The following is an 18,016-nucleotide window of genomic DNA, read 5'->3' on the forward strand; positions in this document are numbered from 1 at the left end:
ACCGCCCCGTTGCCCGACGTTCTCCAGCGGCGAACCCCGCCCTATTTATATACTGCGTCTATTAATCGGTTACGCTTCCGGCATGGCGACGACGCGACTCGGGATCACCGGACCACCCCTCGACTACGACGAGGGCTACGACCTCCAGCGGCGGCTGCACCGGCAAGTGGTCGCCGGTGAGCTGGACGGCGCTCTCGTCGTGTGCCAGCACGCCTCCGTCTACACGGCGGGAAGGCGCACGCAACCGGAGGATCTCCCCCTCGATGGAAGCCGCGTGGTCGAGACGGATCGGGGTGGGCGGATCACCTGGCACGGGCCGGGTCAGCTCGTCGCCTACCCGATCGTCCGCCTCCCCGAGCCCGTGGACGTCGTGGCCCACGTCCGCGCGCTCGAACAGGTGCTGATCGACACGTGCGCCGCCTTCGGCGTGGAAGCACGCAGGATCGAGGGCGCAGCGGCGCCTGGGTCCGTGACGGTCTCGGCGACGCCAAGGTCGGCGCAATCGGCATCCGGGTAGCCAACGGGGTATCGATGCACGGCATCTCGCTCAACTGCGACAACTCCCTCGACCCGTACGCGACGATCGTCGCCTGCGGAATCGCCGACGCCGGGGTGACCACGCTGACGAACGTCTCGGGCCGACACCTCGGTGTCTCCGACGTCGTCGACGAGCTCGAGACACGCCTCGCGCACTATCTCGCCCGCCTCGCCCCGGCCGCACGGGTCGCCGCCGAGGTCTCCGCGTGACCGCGGCGCCCGAGGGCCGCAGGCTTCTCCGCCTGGAGGCACGCAACGCCGCGACCCCGATCGAGAAGAAGCCCTCCTGGATCCGCACGACCGCAAAACAGGGCCCGGAATTCCAGGCCCTCACCGCGCTGGTCAGCGACAACAAGCTGCACACCGTGTGCCAGGAGGCCGGCTGCCCCAACATCTACGAGTGCTGGGAGGACCGCGAGGCGACTTTCCTCATCGGCGGCTCCCAGTGCACGCGGCGCTGCGACTTCTGCCAGATCGACACGGGAAAGCCCTCGCCCCTCGACCTGCGCGAGCCTCTGTCGGTGGCCGAGTCCGTCCGCGAGATGGGACTTCGCTACGCCACCGTCACGGGTGTCGCGCGCGACGACCTCGCCGACGAGGGCGTCTGGCTCTACGCCGAGACGATCCGGAAGATCCACGAGCTGAATCCGACCACGGGCGTCGAGATCCTGGTGCCCGACTTCTCCGGGCGCCCGGAGCTCCTCGCAAAAGTCTTCGAGGCCTCGCCCGAGGTCTTCGCCCACAACGTCGAGACGGTGCCGCGGATCTTCCGCCGGATCCGTCCGGCCTTCACGTTCGAACGCTCCCTCGACGTCCTGAGGCAGGGCCACGACGCCGGGCTCGTCACCAAGTCGAACCTCATTCTCGGCATGGGCGAGGAACGCGACGAGGTCATCGACGCGCTGGAGCGGCTCCGCGACGCTCACACCGACATCATCACGCTGACGCAGTACCTCCGGCCGTCGCCGCGCCACCTGCCCGTCGCGCGGTGGGTGACGCCGGCGGAGTTCGTCGACTTCCGCGAGATCGCCGAGGACATGGGCTTCTCGGGTGTCCTCGCGGGGCCCCTGGTGCGTTCGTCGTACCGGGCGGGACGCCTCTGGGCACGCACGATGGAGGCACGGGGGCGCGTCGTGCCCGAGCCGCTCCAGCACCTGCTGCTGGCCGGGGAGGGTCGCCAGGCGGTCTAGCGTCGCCGCCGCGGGTCGGTCGTGTGGAGCACCGATGCCGGTGCCGTCGCCTAGCTGCCGTCGCGAAGGTCGGTCGGCGGAGTCGAGGTGAGCCGGATCGCGTCGAAGCGCGACACGCAGCGGTCACCGAGAGGAGCCTGGGAGAGGAAGCCGACGCGGAACGGGCCGGGCGCGTCGAGCCGGAAGACGCGGACGAAGTCCCAGGAGGACCCGTCGCGAGACGAGTGGAAGGCCCAGCCGCCAGCGATCCTGCTGATCCGCAAGAAGACGTGCGGGTCGTCGACGGGGACGGAATTGCAGTCGTCGGAGAACCCCGCGGCCGTCACGACGGAGACGACCATTGGTTGCCCCTGAGGCGAGAACTCGAAGCAGATCTTGGCCCAGTGGTCGCCGTCGGCCCAGATCGCCAGCGCCCCCGCATCGAAGGTCGAGCGTGGCGCATCGACCCGGACCCGGGCCGACAGCGAGAATTCGTCGGGCGCCTCGAAGGCGAGTGCCGTGGCGCGCTGCTGCGGCTCTCCGCCGAGTGCGGCGTTGGTCCAGTCGACGCCGGCCGCGGCTGTCAGCGTCAGCACTCCGTCTGCCTCGCCAGCTTTGCCCTCGACGCCCGTCCAGGTCAGGTCAGGGAGTTGTGCGATGTCCATGCGTCAGGCTACCAACCGATCCACGGGGTGATCGGCAGCCGAAGCGGCGAACGGACGAGGCCCGCCCGAGACCCGGCGCCTCGGCTGCCGATCAACCAATGAGGTTCTGCACGAAGACGTGAGGGGTGAAACCGGTCAGATCGCCGATGCCCTCGCCCTGGCCGACGAGCTTGATCGGGATGCCGGTCTGCTCCTGAACGGCCAGCACGAAGCCACCGCGGGCGCTCCCGTCGAGCTTCGTGAGCACGAGGCCGGTGACGCCCGCGTGCTGGATGAAGGCCTCGGCCTGCGCCAGGCCGTTCTGGCCGGTCGTCGCGTCGAGCACCAGCAGGACCTCGGCGATCTCGGTCTGCTTCTCGACGACGCGCTTGATCTTGCCGAGCTCGTCCATGAGCCCCGCTTTCGTCTGCAGGCGCCCGGCGGTGTCGATGATGACGATCTCGATGCCCTCGCGCATGGCCTTCTCGACGGTCTGGAAGGCGACCGAGGCGGGATCCTGCCCCTGCGTCTGCGGCTTGACGATCTGGACGCCGGCGCGCTCTGCCCAGGTGCCGAGCTGCTCGACCGCCGCGGCGCGGAACGTGTCGGCGGCACCCACGACGACGGACCGGTCGAAGTTGCGGAGGAACTTGGCGAACTTGCCGATCGTCGTCGTCTTGCCGACCCCGTTCACCCCGACGACGAGCACGACGGCGGGGCGGTTCGACAGGGTGAGGGTCGGGTCGAGCTTCGAGAGGCGCTCCTCGAGGGTCTCGCGGAGCATGCGCTTGAGGTCGGCGGGATCGGTCGTGTTGTACCTGGCCACCTTCGCGCGGAGATCGTCGGTGATCTGCTCGGTGACGTCGGGGCCGAAGTCCGCGCCGATCAGCGCTGTCTCGAGGTCGTCCCACGTCGTGTCGTCGATGGTCTTGCGACCGAACATGCCGCGGAGTGCGCCCGAAAGGGACCAAGGATTTGCCATGGGTGCAACTTTACGCAGACGGGGGCGCGGGCCGTCGCCACCCTGTACCCTTGACACGTTGAAGGGGAGTATTCCTCTCGCGGTGTCGCCGTCAATACGGAGCAGATCGATCTGCCCCCGGTGCATCGGCCTCCCGGTTCGAACCCACGCGGTTCGATCGCGGCGGCGGAAGAGACCTTCAGTACTTCCGCATTCTCCAATGCCGTACTGAAAGAGCCTCCATGGAAACCCCGTTCCTCATCTGGATCCTGACGATCGTCTTCATCCTGGGCCTCCTGGTCTTCGACTTCTACAGCCACGTGCGTAAGCCGCACGAGCCGACCATCCGCGAGTCGGCCACCTGGTCGATCGTCTACATCGGGATCGCGATCCTGTTCGGCGTCGGAGTCGGCGTCTCCAGCGGTTGGACGCTCGGCGGCGAGTACTTCGCCGGGTGGATCACCGAGAAGGCGCTCAGCGTCGACAACCTCTTCGTCTTCTTGATCATCATGACGTCGTTCGCCGTGCCCCGGATCTACCAGCAGAAGGTGCTGCTGGTCGGCATCGCCATCGCGCTCGTCTCCCGCGGCCTCTTCATCGCGCTCGGCGTCACGATCATCGAGAACTTCTCCTGGGTCTTCTACCTGTTCGGGCTGCTGCTCTTCTGGCTCGCCTACAGCCAGATCAAGGGCGGGCACGACGAAGGCGATCAGGGCGACAGCAGGCTGATCCGGATCCTGCGGAAGATCATCCCGACCAGCGACGACTACGACAAAGATCGATTGACCACCAAGATCAACGGCAAGCGCCTGTTCACGCCGCTCCTCCTGGTCATGGTCGCCATCGGTCTCACCGACGTCCTGTTCGCGCTCGACTCGATCCCGGCGATCTTCGGCCTCACGCAGGACGCCTACATCGTCTTCACCGCCAACGCCTTCTCGCTGCTCGGACTCCGCCAGCTCTACTTCCTGATCTCGGGCCTGCTCGAGCGCTTGGTCTATCTCGCTCAGGGCCTCGCCGTGATCCTGGCCTTCATCGGAGTAAAACTCGCCTTCCACGCGTTGCACGTCAACGAAGTACCCTTTATCAATGGCGGTCGGTCAGTCGACTGGATCCCGGAGATCCCCATCTGGTTCTCCCTCGGGTTCATCGTGCTCACGATCCTCGTCGCCACCGTGCTGAGTCTCCGCAAGTCGAGAAACGATGCCAGGCGTGACGAGCTCGCCGCGTCGTAGAACGTCCACACGCGTGCCGGCCCCACATCCACTGACGGATCCGAGGGCCGTGAGGCTCTCCTCCCTTGCGCGCCCGGCGCGCGAGACACGACACGAAACACGGAGAACATGCGCCTCGAAATGATCCGCCACGGACAGACCGACTGGAACCTTCACGATCAACTCCAGGGGTCGTCCGACATCCCGCTCAACGACCACGGTCGAGAGCAGGCTCACGCGGCGGCGCTCCTCCTGGCCCCGTACGAGTGGAGCGCGATCGTCTCGTCGCCCCTTCTCCGCGCCCGAGAGACCGCTGAGATCATCGCGGCCCAACTCGGGATCGAGCTCGGTGCCGCGTATCCCGAGTTGATCGAGCGGGACTACGCCTCCCGCGAGGGCACCGTGGCGACGACCAAGATCCCCGACGAGCCGGGCGCCGACTTCCCCGACATCGAACCACGCGAAGCCGTCGTGGCGCGGGGCCTCGAAGCCCTCGAAGACATTCGCGACACGCGCCTGCCCCTCGACGGGCCCGACGCCAACATCGTCGTGGTCTGCCACGGCACGATCATCCGCTTCGTCCTCGCCGCGCTCCTCGGTCGCGAGGTGGGGCACATCCACAACGCGGCGGCCAACACCGTCGAGTGGACGGACGGCGAGTGGCGCGTGCTCAGCATCAACGGCGAGCCGGTGGCCGCTGCGGCGTAGGGCGTCAAGGCCTGCTGCCCTGCGCGTGCGGCTTCGGGCGTGCGGCTCGGCCGCCGGTTCCGGTTGCGCGCGGCGGCGCTCAGGCGCGCGTGTGCGCGGCCGGCGGCGGCCAGGTGGTCACCTGCGCCGCCTCGGGCTCCTCGGCACCGGGGGCGGAGTGCCGCCCCGAGGGCACGGCGACCGGAGGCGACTGCAGTGTGCCGCCGTCCTGCGCAGCGCCCGAATCGGGCGCAGCGGCCGAACCGGGCGCAACCGAGCCCGACGCGGGCGGCGGCCACGACGTGCCCGGCAGCGGTGCCACGGGCACCGCGGGCGGCGCAACGGGTGAGGGAACCGGGGGCAGCGCGAGACCCGGACCGCCGGGTGCGGCCGGACCGCCACCGGGCGGCGGCGCGAGCCACCAGAGCACCCTGGTGTGGAACTGGAAGCGTGCGCGGCGAGCGACCTTGATCCAGATCAGCCCCGTGCCGACGATCACCCCCGGGTACACGACGAAGACGACGACGGGCGCCAGCGCGAGCTGCAGGACGCCGGTGACGTGCTGCAGAGCACCGGCGCCACCGTCCCAGAGGCCGTGCGCCAGAGAGACGCCGAGGTAGGCCAGGACGACGCGCCAGGTGATCCTGAACTTCCCGTTCTTGGAGGAAGCGAACAGGGCTGCGGCGAAAAGGGCCGTGTAGAGCGGGTGCAGGAAGGGCGTGAGCAGCGCGCGTGTCGGCACGAGGACGAGCGCTGCCGCGAGATGGGTGAGGTGGAGCTGCGCCGGCGGGTTCTCGTAGAAGTTGACCGCATAAGCGAGGTCTTCGAGCGCCGCGAATCCGAGCCCGACCGCTCCCCCAGGAAGAGCCCGTTGCGCATGCTCTTGTCGGCGAGGCCCCGGGCGACCAGGACCACCGCCAGGATCTTCGCCAGCTCTTCGGAGATTCCCGCGAGCGACAGGACCACGAGGCTCGGCGTCGTTCCCGCGCCGGGAGCCGCCGTCGACAGCAGGGAGTCGAAGGTCGACCCGACCGTGACGGCGACGAGGCCGCCCAGGCCGAACGCAATCAGCAGCCTCGGCAGACCGAGGGTGTCTCGGGGTCCGATCCGGTACGCCATCGTGTAGATGAACGCGCCGGCCACCGTGACGGACCCGACGAGCAGACCGACGGTGATCGACGCCCCGTTGTGCAGGAGCTGCCCGCCGACGAGGAGCAGGAACAGGAAGAAGGCCGCGCCACCGGCGGAGATCCACAGGGCACCGTAACGGCCGATCCACTTGTGCGCGGGCTTCTCCCACGCCAACCAGATCGGCGGGGGCCAGTTCGCACGCATCTTGTCAGGCTACCGACGGCCCCTGGCAAGCGCCCGTCCCCGTTCGGGAGCATCGAGCGCGCGCCGATCGCTCTCGTCGGGGCAGTCGGCCCGCAGGATCAAGCGGATGCCTGCTCCGCCTTCGTGACCACCCGCTGGCCGACGACGGCCGACACCCCGTCTTGGCGCATCGAGACGCCGTAGAGGGCGTCCGCGATCTCCATCGTGCGCTTCTGGTGGGTGATCACGATCAGTTGGGACGATTCGCGAAGGTCTTGGAAGATCGTCAGCAGGCGACCGAGGTTGGCATCGTCGAGAGCCGCCTCGACCTCGTCCATGATGTAGAACGGCGAGGGCCGCGCCTTGAAGATCGCGATCAGGAGTGCCACTGCCGCCAGCGAACGTTCTCCACCGGACAGCAGCGAGAGCCGCTCGATCTTCTTGCCCGCCGGCTTGACGGTCACCTCGATGCCCGTCTCGAGCAGGTGCTCGGGGTCGGTGAGATGGATGCTGCCGCTTCCGCCGGGGAACAGGATCGGGAACACCTGGTTGAACGCGTCGCGCGTGTCGTCGAAGGCTCCCTTGAAGATGCTCTGCATCTTCTCGTCGATCTCGTCGATGATCGTGAGGAGGTCTTTGCGAGTGGACGTGAGGTCGGTCAGCTGATCGGTGAGGAACTTGTGTCGCTGCTCGAGCGCGGAGAACTCCTCGAGGGCGAGCGGGTTGACCCGGCCGAGTTGGGCGAGGGTGCGCTCGGCGGCCGCCAGGCGCTTCTTCTGCTCGTCGCGGACGAAGACCTCGGGTTCGGCGTCTTCTGTGGCACCCGGGATGGGAACCTCCGGGCCGAATTCGTCGACCAGCACGGATTCGACGAGACCCAGCTCTGATCCTGCGCGCTCCAGAAGGCTCGAGAGGTGCAGCTTCTTCTCGTAGATCTCCATCTCGAGACCGTGGACGTTCTCCGTGACGGTGTGGAGGCGTTCGCGAAGCTCGCGTTCGTCGCGACGAAGGGCAGCGAGTTCGGCGTTCTGTTCGGAGCGGGCCGCTTCCCGCGCGGTGAGCTCGGCTCGCGCTTCGGCGACGGATCGATCGACCGCGTCGAGAACGGAGGAAGCGCCTCGAGCACGGACGTCGTGGCGGTCATCTGTCGCTGCCGGATCACGGTCTGTCGGGCGTGCTCTTCGGCAGCGACCCGTTGCTCGTCGAGCTGACGCTGCAGGTCTTTGGCACGCGAGACCTCGGCCCGCACCCGCTCGCGAATCGTCTCGAGCTGGATGCGTTTCTCGATCTCGACGCCGCGAGCGTTCTCGAGTTCGGCGAGTACGCCGTCTCGCGCGGAGACGTCGAGGATCGGGCGCGGCCTGGACGAGTACTCCTCGTGCGCAGAGACGGCCTGTGCCACGACCCGTTCGGCCTGGTGCACGGTGTCGGCCGAAGCGGCCAGAGCGACCGACAGCCGCTCGGCTTCGGCCTCGGCGGCCTCGAGCTGGGCCTTGAGACGCCCAGCGCGCTGACCGTGGGCCGCGAGGCGAGATTCGTGCTCGCGCGCGGCAGCCGCGGCCTCTTTCGCCTGCGTCCTGGCTTCGGAGAGCTGTGCTCGAGCTGCTTCGAGGTCGGAGGCCACCCGCTCGATCTCGACGCTCACGCCGGTCAGCGACTCAGCGGCGGCATCTCGATCGGCGATGAGCTCGAGCCGCGAGCGGCCGCCGGTCGAGCCGCCCCGCACCGAGAAGTCGGTGAGCACCTCGCCCGCGCGGGTGATCACGGTCACCGGCTGCGCAGCGCTGTCGAGCACGCGACGCGCCACGTCGAGGTCGTCGGCGATGACCGTCGAGGAGAGGACGCCCAGGATCCCGTCGGGTGCCGTCACGACGCCGGCGGCGGCCACTGCGCCGGACGGGAGCCGTGCCACGAGCGGCTCGACCGCCCTCCGCGGAGAGGCCACGACGACCTCGACGCGACCGAGTTCTTCGGCGGTGACGTGCGCGACGGCGTCGAAAGCGGCGTCGGATCCGTCGGCCAGCACGGCGTCCGCCACGGATCCCAGAGCGGCGGCGATCGCGACCTCGAAGCCGGGTTCGACCTGGACGTGCTCGGCCACGAGCCCTCTGACCCCGGGGAGGCCGGCGGCGACGAGAGCGCTGGAGGCATCGTTCTGATCGAGGGCGAGCGACAGGGCGCTGGTCCGTGCGGCGAGAGCATCGCGTTCGCGCTCCAGAGCGTGAAGACGCTCTCGGAGACCGTCGGCGGCCGTTTGAGCCGTCGCGACGAGGTCGTCGGCCTGCTGCTGGAGGGACGCGTGGTCGACGCCGTCTGCGTCGTCGGACGCCGGCGCCTCCTTCTCGAGGGCGGCGAACTCGGCGCGGCTCGCCTCGCGGCGGGTGTCGGCGGCCTCCAGGGCGTTGGACTGACGGAGTTGCTCGCCCGTGACGGCGGCGAGCTTGGAACGAGCCACTTCGACCGCGCTCCCGAGGCGGGCGACCTCGAGGTCGTGCTCGGAGACGAGCGCGCTCTGCGCCGAGATCTCGTCGTCGAGGGAGTCGAGCGACGCCCGAGTCGTCGCGACCTCGGACGCGGCCTGCGCCACTGCCAGCTCGGCCTCGGCGACGCCTTCCTGGAGACGCTCGGCCTCGTCACGGGCATCGGCCACCATTCCGGACGACACACTGGTCGCGACTCCGGGCGAGTCGGCCTGCTGGGCGAGCAGCGTCAGCTTCTGGTTCGCGAGGCTCGAGAGGCTGCGCAGCCGCTCCTGGACCGACTCGAGCCCGAAGGCCACGCGTCGCGCGTCGTCGACGGCGTCTCCGACCATCGCCTGCTCGAGCCGCTGTTCGCGAAGCTTGTTCTGGTCGAGCTGTTCTTGGAGCACGATCCGTTCGCTCTTGCGCTCGTTCTCGCTCTTCGCCTGGTCGGTGAGCACGCTTCGCAGGGCGACGACCTCGTCGGCCAGGAGTCGCGCTCGCGCGTCGCGGACGACGGCCGCGATGCCCTGCGCCTCGCGGGCGATCTCGGCCTGACGCCCGAGCGGCTTGAGCTGGCGCCGGATCTCACCGGCGAGGTCGCTGAGCCGGGTCAGGTTCGTCTGCATCGCGTCGAGCTTGCGGAGCGTCTTCTCCTTGCGCCGGCGGTGCTTCAGGATGCCTGCGGCCTCTTCGATGAAGCCGCGGCGCTCCTCCGGTGTCGCGCGAAGGACGGCGTCGAGCTGCCCCTGCCCCACGATGACGTGCATCTCGCGCCCGAGACCCGAGTCGCTCAGAAGTTCTTGGACGTCGAGGAGGCGGCAGTTGTCGCCGTTGATCGCGTACTCGCTGCCCCCGTTGCGGAAGAGCGTTCGGCTGATCGTCACCTCGGAGTAGTCGATCGGCAGCGCACCATCGGCATTGTCGATGGTCAGGATCACCTGGGCGCGGCCCAGGGGCCCTCTCGTCGAGGTGCCGGCGAAGATGACGTCTTCCATCTTGCCGCCGCGGAGCGTCTTGACGCCCTGCTCCCCCATCACCCACGCGAGCGCGTCGACGACGTTGCTCTTCCCGGATCCGTTCGGCCCGACGACGCAGGTGACGCCGGTCTCGAAGGCGAAGGTGGTCGGCTGCGCGAACGACTTGAAGCCTTTGAGGGTCAGGCTCTTCAAGTACATGAGCACCCGCCTCCCTCGCACGGCTCCCGCCGCGGCCCTGCGCCGCGTCTCGCCTAGGATACCGGCGTGTCGCGCCAAGCCCGGCGCGCCTCGACCGCGGCACGCCGCGGCATCTCTTTCGCGACCTCGACCAGGAGCCCGCACACGGCGCGACGCGGTCCACGGCCAACGGTTACAGCCGCACGACTAGCACGACCTCAGCCGCGAAGGCGCTGGCAGCGCGGGCAGAAGTGGCTGCCGCGGTTCATGAAGCTGACCCGGCGGATGGGCGTGCCGCAGCGCGGGCAGGGTCTGCCCTGCTGGCCGTAGGCGTTGAGGCTGTGCGCGAAGTAGCCCGACTGGCCGTTGACGTTGACGTACTGCTGGTCGAAACTGGTGCCGCCCTCGGCCAGGGCTTTGAAGAGCACCGCCCGGATCTCGACCAGCAGCAGTGCCGCCCGCCGTCGCGAGAGCGACGCCGTCGGCTGGTCGAAGTGGATCTTCGCCGCCCAGAGCGATTCGTCGGCATAGATGTTCCCGATGCCCGAGACGAGCTCCTGGTCGAGGAGGGCGCGCTTGATGCCCGTGCGCCGCGCCGCGAGCCGCGCGAAGAACAACGGCTCGTCGAAGGCGGGATCGAGGGGTCGCGCGCGATGTGCGCGACCTGGTGCGGAATCTCGAGAGCCCAGGGGGCAGGATCCTGCCCGCGCGTCTCCTCGGAAGCCGAGTGCCCCAGGAGCGCGGCCCCGGAGAATCCGGCCGCGCGGCCGTCCGGCGTCGGCGAGGTCTCGTCGAGGGCCATCGAGCCGAAGATGCGCTGGTCGACGAAGGCCAGTCGAACGTCGCCGTGGCGCGGGTGGGCGAGGTCGAGTCGGATCCGGAGCAGACGGTCGTCGGCCTGCTCGCGGTCGCGCAGGAGCACCTGGCCGCTCATGCCCAGGTGGGTCACCAGCGCGAGCGACGGGCCACCGGCCTGCGGGGCGAACGGGAACCAGAGGAACTTTCCTCGGCGGACGGCCGAGAGCAGCGTCGCGCCCGTCAGACGATCGACGAAGTCTTCGGTCGGGCCGTCGTGGCGGCGGAGCGAGCGGGGTTCGAGAACGTCGACACGAGTGACGACGGCGCCGGTGACTCGGGGGTGGAGGCCGGCGCGGACGACCTCGACCTCGGGAAGCTCCGGCACCTAGGAGGCGTCGGGCGCGCCGGCGCTCAGCTTGGTCCAGGCCTGGAGGGCCGCCGCCATCTCGGCCATCTTCTTGCTGCTGCCGACCCCCTCGGCGATCTCGTCTTTGCCGAGTCGGACGATGGCGTGGAACCGCTTGTCGTGGTCGGGGCCGGAGTCGCTGATGACGTAGTTGGGCATTCCACGCCCCTGCGCGCTGGACAGCTCTTGGAGACTGGTCTTCGGATCCATTGCAGCACCGAAGCGGTCGGGGTCGGCCAGGAGCGGGGCGATCAGGCGCATGACGAGGCCGGTCGCCGCGACCGGCCCGGCGTCGAGGTAGGTCGCGCCGATGATGGCCTCGACGGTGTCGGCGAGGATCGAGTGCTTGTCGCGGCCGCCGGTGAGCTCTTCGCCTCGTCCCAGCCGGATGTACTGGCCGAGGCCGATGTGGCGGGCGATCTCGGCGAGAGCGACCGTGCTGACGAGACTGGCGCGACGCTTGGCCAGATCGCCCTCGTCGAGATCGGGGTTCTCGCGGTACAGCATCACCGTGACGGCCTGCCCGAGGATGGAGTCGCCGAGGAACTCGAGGCGTTCGTTGTTGCTGATGCCGCCGTGCTCGTAGGCGAAGGAACGGTGCGTGAGAGCGAGCTCGAGCAGCTCGGGAGTGACCGAGACGTCGAGGAATGAAACGAGGTCAGCCCGGTCAGAAACGGGTTCTGACGCGGGCTGACTCATGTGCTGGAGCCTACTCAGATGTCGGCGACCTTGCGGCCCTTGTACTCGAGGTACAGGGCGGTGCCGGCGGAATCTTCGACGACCTTGGCACGGTGCGGAAGGCTGTAGACGGTCTTGCCACCCTCGATGCTCTTGACGAGCGTGACGGGCGTGGCCTTCCACTGCGAACGGCGAGCGTGCGTGTTGGAGCGCGACTGCTTCCTCTTGGGAACGGCCATGACTATCTCTTCTCTATCTGTCTGGATCGTGTAGCTGCACAGGCCGGGTGGCCGTGCTCAATCGTTGGGCTTGGAGTCCTCGTGAGTCGCGGCTGGCTCCGTCTCAGCGACCAGCTGGGAAAGGGCCGACCAGCGCAGATCGATCACTTCACGAGGGTGGTAGTCGACCAGATCTTCGATGCGCTCGCCCGTTTCGGGGTCGAGACCAGGGCAATCTGGCCGGCAAACCGGTTGGAAGGGCAGCGACAAAACCACTGCATCTCTGACCACTGGTTCAAGATCCACGTGATCGTCTTGAACCTGGTAGTCGAAAGCTTCGTCAGTAGAGTACGCGAAAACCTCGGCGAAATCGACTTCGACACTCTGAGCGATGGGTTTGAGGCAGCGGCTGCACTCCCCGTCGCCTCCGCGGACACGTGCGCCGAGACCAGGAGGCCGTCGTGCAGGCTCTCGATCCGGAGGTCGATGTCGACCGGTGCACCCTCCTGCACGGCGATGAGCCCCTCGCCCAGTTTGGACGGGGCCGCGACGTCGAGTTCGCTCTCGCGCATCTCGCCCGGACGGTGCATCAGGTCGAACACCGGAACGGTATAGGGCGTCTTTTCGAAGTGAGGCACGAGCGAAGAGTTTACGCCCCTTGGGCGGTTTGCGGGCGAGCCTCCACGAAGAGACTCCTCGGCACCAACGCGGCGACGCATCGCGCCACCGGACCCGCTCCCTGCCGGAGGCTGCGAATCACCGTCCGCGCGTCGTCCTGCACGATCGCACCTGCCGGAAGGTCGCCGAAGCGTTCGCGCTGGGTACCCGCGAGGAGTCGCTCCAGCGCGGATGCGCCGGGTGCGTCCAGGCGCTCCCGCACGAGGGCGGCGGTCGCCTGCGGCGTAGCCGCGGGGTCGACGGAAACGCCCAGGTCACGAGCCGTGTCGACGACCTCGCGCCAGGCCCAGAGAGCCGTGTCGGGAGGATCCTGCCCCAGCCGCCTTCTGCGACGCGACGTCCGGAGCCACCACGGCAGAAGAGCGACCAGCACCAGGATCGCGGCTCCCACCACGGCGAACGGTGCGCCGCCGACGCTTCGGCCCGACGTACCGGTCGCCGCGCTGGCGGAGGTGGTGACCTGAGCCGTGGTCGGCGCCGCGGTCGTCGAGGTGGTCGCCTGCGCCGTCGCCGAGTCGGACGCCGATGCGGAGGATGTCGCCGAGGAGCTCGGCGTCGCCTCCGTGCCGGTCTGCTGCAGGTAGCTCGACGTCGTGCCCTGGCCCACGGTCGGCTCGAAGGGGATCCAGCCGAGACCCTGGAAGTAGAGTTCCGGCCACGTGTGGAGGTCGTTGCTGGTCACGGTCCAGTTCTCGCTCGAGCCTTCCTGCGTGCCGGGCAGGAAGCCGACGGCGATTCGCGACGGGATGCCGAGGGTGCGTGCCATGACCGCCATGGCCGAGGCGAAGTGGACACAGTAGCCGCTCTTGCGCTTGAGGAAGGTCTCGACCATGTCGAGCCCCGATCCGTCGTAGCCCTCGCGGACAGGGGTGTCTTCGGAGTAGGTGAACTCGCCGTTCCGGAAGTAGTCCTGCAACTGGACGGCGGCGTCGAACGGGTTGGCGGCGCCCGACGTGACCTTCTTCGCCAGGCGGGTGATCGACGCCGGGACGCCCGCGACGCTCTCGTAGGCGCTGAGGCCGGCGGGGGCCTTGTCGAGCGAGCGGACGATCTGCGAGCGAGTCGGGTCGACGGGGCGGGAGGTGACCTTGTAGTCGAGGCCCTGGGATCCCTCCGAGGTGCTGCGGACGGTGACGCCGGACGCGTCGACGTACTTCCACTTGGAGTCGACACCCGTGATCGCGGTGGCGGGCACGGGAATCGGCAGGTAGGGGCTGCGCAGGAGGTTGACCGAGACGTCGGTGGTGACCGTGTCGCGCCGCGTCGACTTGGCGATTCCCGGCGCCTGCGGGAGTTTCTCGACGGTGTTCTTCCCGTCGAGCCGCACGGAGGCGGGGCTCCACCTGGTCCCGGAGAAGTCGACCAGGTCGACGAGCTTGAGATAGTCGCCCTGAGCGGACGACGACGTGTAGCTGAGCACGTCGACCGCCGTGCCGCGGCGCAGATCTTTGCCGAGGTTGATCACGGGGTTCACGCCCGTGGAGATGCCGGTGCCGGTGCCGAGGTTGCTCAGCGGTGACGCGAGCGACACGGGCAGGAGGCTCGTGACCACGCCCGCGACGACGACCGCGGCGACGGCCGTGACGATGCTCGTGCGCGACGGCCGTCTCCCGGTCGAGACGACGAGGACCGCGACGTAGCCGAGGACGGTCAGGACCACCCACACCCAGCTCGGGTCGACGTCGGGGATGAACGACGGCACGACCAGGACGATCGCGAACACGACGCCGGTGAGCCCTGGCATCCTGCTCACGCGCGAGAGCAGGTCGACGAGGAGGGCGCCCGCTGCGACGGTGACGACGATCACACCGAGCATGGCGTCGCCCACGACGATCGGGGCCTCGTCGCTGACGATGGCGTCTCGGGCCTGTTCGGTGAGAACGCGGATCCGGTCGATGGTCTCGGCGGTCGGGATGATGCCGAGCAGCGCCGTGCCGCCGGACACGAACGCCGTGGATCCGAGGACGCCGACGATCAGCCCCGCAGCGGAAGCGACGACGGACGGCCAGTGGGCGGCGCGCGCCGCACCGGCCGCACCGAGGACGAGGGCCGAGACCACCGCGGCGGCGAACCACCAGCCGCTGCCCTGGAACAGCGGGTGAAGGCTTCCGACCGCCATCATCAGCGTCAGCCAGAGCAGAGCGGTGAGCGGCCAGCGGGCGTTGCCCGGTGCGAAACGGTCGCCCGGCTCGCGAGACAGCGGCACTTCGCGGGTGGATGGCGGGCGCACGTCGGCCGGGGGACGGAGGTCAACCACCGAGGACCCCGTTCGACGACAGGATGCGAGCGCGATCGGCGGAGGCGTCGGCGTCGACGACGTGCCACCCGGAGTCTCGCAGCGCCGCGGCGGCGGCCCGCGGCGAGTCGGCCGCGCTGTCGTCGGGCGTGAGCGGGTCGGTGTCGAGGTGGACGACGATGGCGACTCCGGCGACTCCCGGCCCGCGTGAGTGGGAGAGGCGTTCGACCTCGGCGGACGTGAGGCTCGACACGACCGCGATCACCGGCTCGCGCGGCGTGGGCTCGGGACTCCGCTCGTCGACCACGTCGTCGAGGCCGATGTCGGCCATCATCTCGAGGAACAGCGGGGTGGTCGAGGGATCGTGAAGCGCCACGGTCTCGCCGTCGAGGGTCGTGACACGCGTCTGGGAGCCGGCCAGGCCGTACTCGACGGCGATCGAGGCCGCCACGGACACGGCCCACTCGAAGCCGTTGCTGACCGGGAGACCCGATCCGTCGGCGGGATGCGCGTCGCGCCAGTTCGCACTGGTCACCGGCAGCACCACGCGCGCGCTCGGCAGGCCGTGCTGCTCCTCCTGCCGCACCATCAGCTCGCCCTGCCTGGCAGTCGCGCGCCAGTGAACGCGTCTCATGGGATCGCCACGGCGGTACTCGCGAGTGATCGGGTCGTCCTGCCCGCCGGCGAGGCTGTGCTCACGGCGCTGGCGCGATCCCTCACCGAGCGATCGCGACTCCCGGCCCTGCCCCACGGCGATGACCTCGGGGAACACGACGAGCTCGGAGCGGCCGTCGACGACGACCCGACGGCGAGCCAGCCCGAACGACTCCACGACGTCGATGCGCGCGGGGCCGATGCGCTGACGCCCGCGCGGGAGATCCTCGTGATCGAAGACCACCCGGGCGCTTCCGCCCGGCCCGATCGTCGCGATCACCGCCTCGTCCTGCGACATGACTCTCCAGGCGACCGTCTCGCGCACCCGCACGGTCACCGGGCTCGACGACGCGGGCGACGTGAGCACGAGGGATTCGACGACGGACCAGCCCGCCACCGCGCGATCGGGCGCGAACCGCCGGGAGACCGAGATGAGGGGCACCCGCACGGCGACGCCGACGAGGGCTGCGATGACGAGGGCCACCAGCACCACGCCGGCGAAGACGAGCGGCAGTGACGTGAGGAGGTACCCCGTCACGGCCACGACGACGCCGGCGACGGCCGCCGCGATTCCTCGGCGGGTGGGGCGCGGCCAACGCTGGAGCGCCTGTCTGAGCGCGGGGCGCACGGTCAGTGCGACGATTCGTCGAGGGGGACGGGAGTCGCCGCGACGACGGACTCGACGATGTCGTAGGCGGCGGACACGGCGCCCGCGCCAGAGCGCCCGGCGAGGATCAGGCGGTGCCCCAGGACGGGGCCGCTCAGCGCGTCGACGTCGTCGGGGATCACGAAGCGGCGGCCGTTGAGAGCCGCCCAGGACTTCGCGGCCCGCATGAGCTGCAGTGTCGCGCGCGGGCTCGCACCGAGTCGCAGGTCGGGATGGACACGGGTGGCCTGCACGATGTCGACCGCGTAACGCTCGACGACCGACGCCACGTAGACGCTGCGGACGGTGGCGATCATGCGGCGCAGATCGGCCACCGAGACCAGGGGCTCGAGTCGGTCGAGAGGACTCTGCGTCTCGCGCTGCCGGAGCATGCGGAGCTCGCTCTCGGCGTCGGGGTAGCCGAGCGAGATACGCGCCATGAAGCGGTCGCGCTGCGCCTCGGGCAGAGAGTAGGTGCCCTCCATCTCGACCGGATTCTGCGTCGCGACGACGAGGAACGGATCGGGCAGCGGATGCGAGAAGCCGTCGACGGTGACCTGACGCTCTTCGAGACTCTCGAGGAGGGCGGACTGCGTCTTGGGCGAGGCGCGATTGATCTCGTCGCCGATCACGATGTTGGCGAAGACGGGCCCGGGCTTGAACTCGAACTCGTTCGACTGGCGATCGAAGATCGACACACCGGTGATGTCGCTCGGGAGGAGGTCGGGGGTGAACTGGATCCGGCTGACGGACGCGCCGAAAGCCTTGGCCAGAGCGCGAGCCAGCTGGGTCTTGCCGACCCCGGGGACGTCTTCGATGAGCAGGTGGCCCTCGGCCAGCAGCACGGTGAGCGCCGTCGAGATGGCGCCCGCCTTGCCGTCGATGACGGTGGCGACGGCCTCGAGGATCCGCCTTGCGTGGTGCTGGACCTCGTCGAGCTCCATCTTCGCGGTGCCCGTGCTGGGTGAATCGGTCGTGGTCGTCATCGTGTCTCGTTCTTCGACGCCGAGGACGCGCCGGCTTGGTCGTCTCGGGAGGCCCTCAGGTAGTCGGCGACCGCCCTCGGGACGTACGGGTCGACGTCACCCCCGAGCGAGGCGACCTGACGCACCAGCGAGCTGGAGACGAGCGCGTGCGCAGGATCGGGAAGCAGGAAGATCGTCTCGACGCCGGCAAGGCTTCGGTTCATGATCGCCATCGGGGTCTCGTACGCCACGTCGACCTGCGACCGGATGCCCTTGACCAGCACCTTCGCGCCGACCCGGGTGCAGTAGTCGACCAGCAAGCCCTCGCTCCAGCTGGTCACGAGGACGTTCTCCAGCGGGCTGACCTCGTCGACGCCGGCAGCGTCGACGGCCTCGCGGATGAAGTCGACGCGTTGCTCGACCGGGATCAAGGCGGACTTGCCGGGGTTGTGGACCACCAGCACGTGCAGTTCGTCGAAGAGGCCGGCGGCTCGGACGATGACGTCGAGATGCCCGAGGGTCACGGGGTCGAACGACCCGGGAACGACGGCGATCGTGCTCATTTTCTCACCCTAGCTGTCAACGATGGCCGGTG

15 protein-coding genes and 2 pseudogenes are annotated in these 18,016 nt (G+C 69.2%); 5 read left to right on the forward strand and 12 right to left on the reverse strand.

Annotated elements, in window-relative coordinates; genetic code table 11:
• The first annotated feature begins 82 nt into the window (after window positions 1-82).
• The 3 genes from lipB to lipA are packed head-to-tail and all read left to right on the forward strand — an operon-like array spanning window position 83 to window position 1,727.
• Window positions 83-517: a lipoyl(octanoyl) transferase LipB gene (lipB, locus tag QUE79_RS16450; protein WP_350271565.1), complete on the forward strand. Its 435-nt coding sequence runs from the start codon at window positions 83-85 to the stop codon at window positions 515-517.
• The gene (locus tag QUE79_RS26210) at window positions 412-747 is read left to right on the forward strand and encodes a lipoyl protein ligase domain-containing protein (protein ID WP_434011013.1); all 336 of its coding nucleotides are present in this window, start codon (window positions 412-414) and stop codon (window positions 745-747) included. The genes lipB and QUE79_RS26210 overlap by 106 nt, the downstream gene beginning before the upstream one ends.
• Window positions 744-1,727, forward strand: coding sequence for a lipoyl synthase (gene lipA / locus QUE79_RS16455; protein WP_286344012.1), 984 nt, complete (start codon window positions 744-746; stop codon window positions 1,725-1,727). The genes QUE79_RS26210 and lipA overlap by 4 nt, the downstream gene beginning before the upstream one ends.
• 50 nt (window positions 1,728-1,777) lie before the next feature.
• Here the strand turns inward: lipA and QUE79_RS16460 are convergent, their stop codons facing one another.
• Window positions 1,778-2,371: a DUF1349 domain-containing protein gene (locus tag QUE79_RS16460; protein ID WP_286344013.1), complete on the reverse strand. Its 594-nt coding sequence runs from the start codon at window positions 2,369-2,371 to the stop codon at window positions 1,778-1,780.
• Between the two features lie 91 nt (window positions 2,372-2,462).
• Window positions 2,463-3,332, reverse strand: a complete 870-nt coding sequence (gene ftsY / locus QUE79_RS16465) for a signal recognition particle-docking protein FtsY (RefSeq protein WP_286344014.1) — start codon at window positions 3,330-3,332, stop codon at window positions 2,463-2,465.
• A 221-nt stretch (window positions 3,333-3,553) separates the two neighbouring features.
• Here ftsY and QUE79_RS16470 point away from each other — a divergent pair, with 221 nt between their 5' ends.
• On the forward strand, window positions 3,554-4,546 hold the full coding sequence (locus QUE79_RS16470) for a TerC family protein (RefSeq protein WP_286344015.1): 993 nt from the start codon (window positions 3,554-3,556) through the stop codon (window positions 4,544-4,546).
• Window positions 4,547-4,654: 108 nt separating this feature from the next.
• Entirely contained in the window at window positions 4,655-5,233 is a 579-nt protein-coding gene (locus QUE79_RS16475; protein WP_286344016.1) for a histidine phosphatase family protein, read from the forward strand.
• Between the two features lie 79 nt (window positions 5,234-5,312).
• Here the strand turns inward: QUE79_RS16475 and QUE79_RS16480 are convergent, their stop codons facing one another.
• The 10 genes and pseudogenes from QUE79_RS16480 to coaD form a co-directional block, all read right to left on the reverse strand.
• Window positions 5,313-6,512: a PrsW family glutamic-type intramembrane protease gene (locus QUE79_RS16480; protein WP_350271567.1), complete on the reverse strand. Its 1,200-nt coding sequence runs from the start codon at window positions 6,510-6,512 to the stop codon at window positions 5,313-5,315.
• Between the two features lie 133 nt (window positions 6,513-6,645).
• A pseudogene (gene smc / locus QUE79_RS16485) lies at window positions 6,646-10,163 on the reverse strand (chromosome segregation protein SMC).
• Between the two features lie 197 nt (window positions 10,164-10,360).
• Window positions 10,361-11,325, reverse strand: a pseudogene (mutM, locus tag QUE79_RS16490) (bifunctional DNA-formamidopyrimidine glycosylase/DNA-(apurinic or apyrimidinic site) lyase).
• A complete protein-coding gene (gene rnc / locus QUE79_RS16495) occupies window positions 11,326-12,045 on the reverse strand; it encodes a ribonuclease III (RefSeq protein ID WP_286344018.1) in 720 nt (239 codons plus the stop codon).
• 14 nt (window positions 12,046-12,059) lie between these two features.
• On the reverse strand, window positions 12,060-12,263 hold the full coding sequence (gene rpmF / locus QUE79_RS16500) for a 50S ribosomal protein L32 (protein WP_286344019.1): 204 nt from the start codon (window positions 12,261-12,263) through the stop codon (window positions 12,060-12,062).
• 57 nt (window positions 12,264-12,320) lie between these two features.
• Window positions 12,321-12,635 carry a YceD family protein gene (locus QUE79_RS25720; protein ID WP_350271715.1) on the reverse strand — a complete coding sequence of 105 codons (315 nt, stop codon included), beginning with the start codon at window positions 12,633-12,635 and terminating at the stop codon, window positions 12,321-12,323.
• 256 nt (window positions 12,636-12,891) lie between these two features.
• Window positions 12,892-15,126 carry a transglutaminase TgpA family protein gene (locus QUE79_RS16510; protein ID WP_286344020.1) on the reverse strand — a complete coding sequence of 745 codons (2,235 nt, stop codon included), beginning with the start codon at window positions 15,124-15,126 and terminating at the stop codon, window positions 12,892-12,894.
• Between the two features lie 43 nt (window positions 15,127-15,169).
• Window positions 15,170-16,438: a DUF58 domain-containing protein gene (locus QUE79_RS16515; protein ID WP_286344021.1), complete on the reverse strand. Its 1,269-nt coding sequence runs from the start codon at window positions 16,436-16,438 to the stop codon at window positions 15,170-15,172.
• Between the two features lie 2 nt (window positions 16,439-16,440).
• Window positions 16,441-17,442 (reverse strand): AAA family ATPase, encoded by a 1,002-nt coding sequence (locus QUE79_RS16520; protein WP_434011014.1) that lies wholly within the window; start codon window positions 17,440-17,442, stop codon window positions 16,441-16,443.
• Complete coding sequence (gene coaD, locus QUE79_RS16525; RefSeq protein WP_286344022.1) at window positions 17,439-17,984, reverse strand: pantetheine-phosphate adenylyltransferase; 546 nt, start codon at window positions 17,982-17,984, stop codon at window positions 17,439-17,441. The genes QUE79_RS16520 and coaD overlap by 4 nt, the downstream gene beginning before the upstream one ends.
• Window positions 17,985-18,016 lie beyond the last annotated feature (32 nt).

It is taken from the genome of Frondihabitans sucicola, assembly GCF_030296615.1.
Taxonomy (GTDB): domain Bacteria; phylum Actinomycetota; class Actinomycetes; order Actinomycetales; family Microbacteriaceae; genus Frondihabitans; species Frondihabitans sucicola.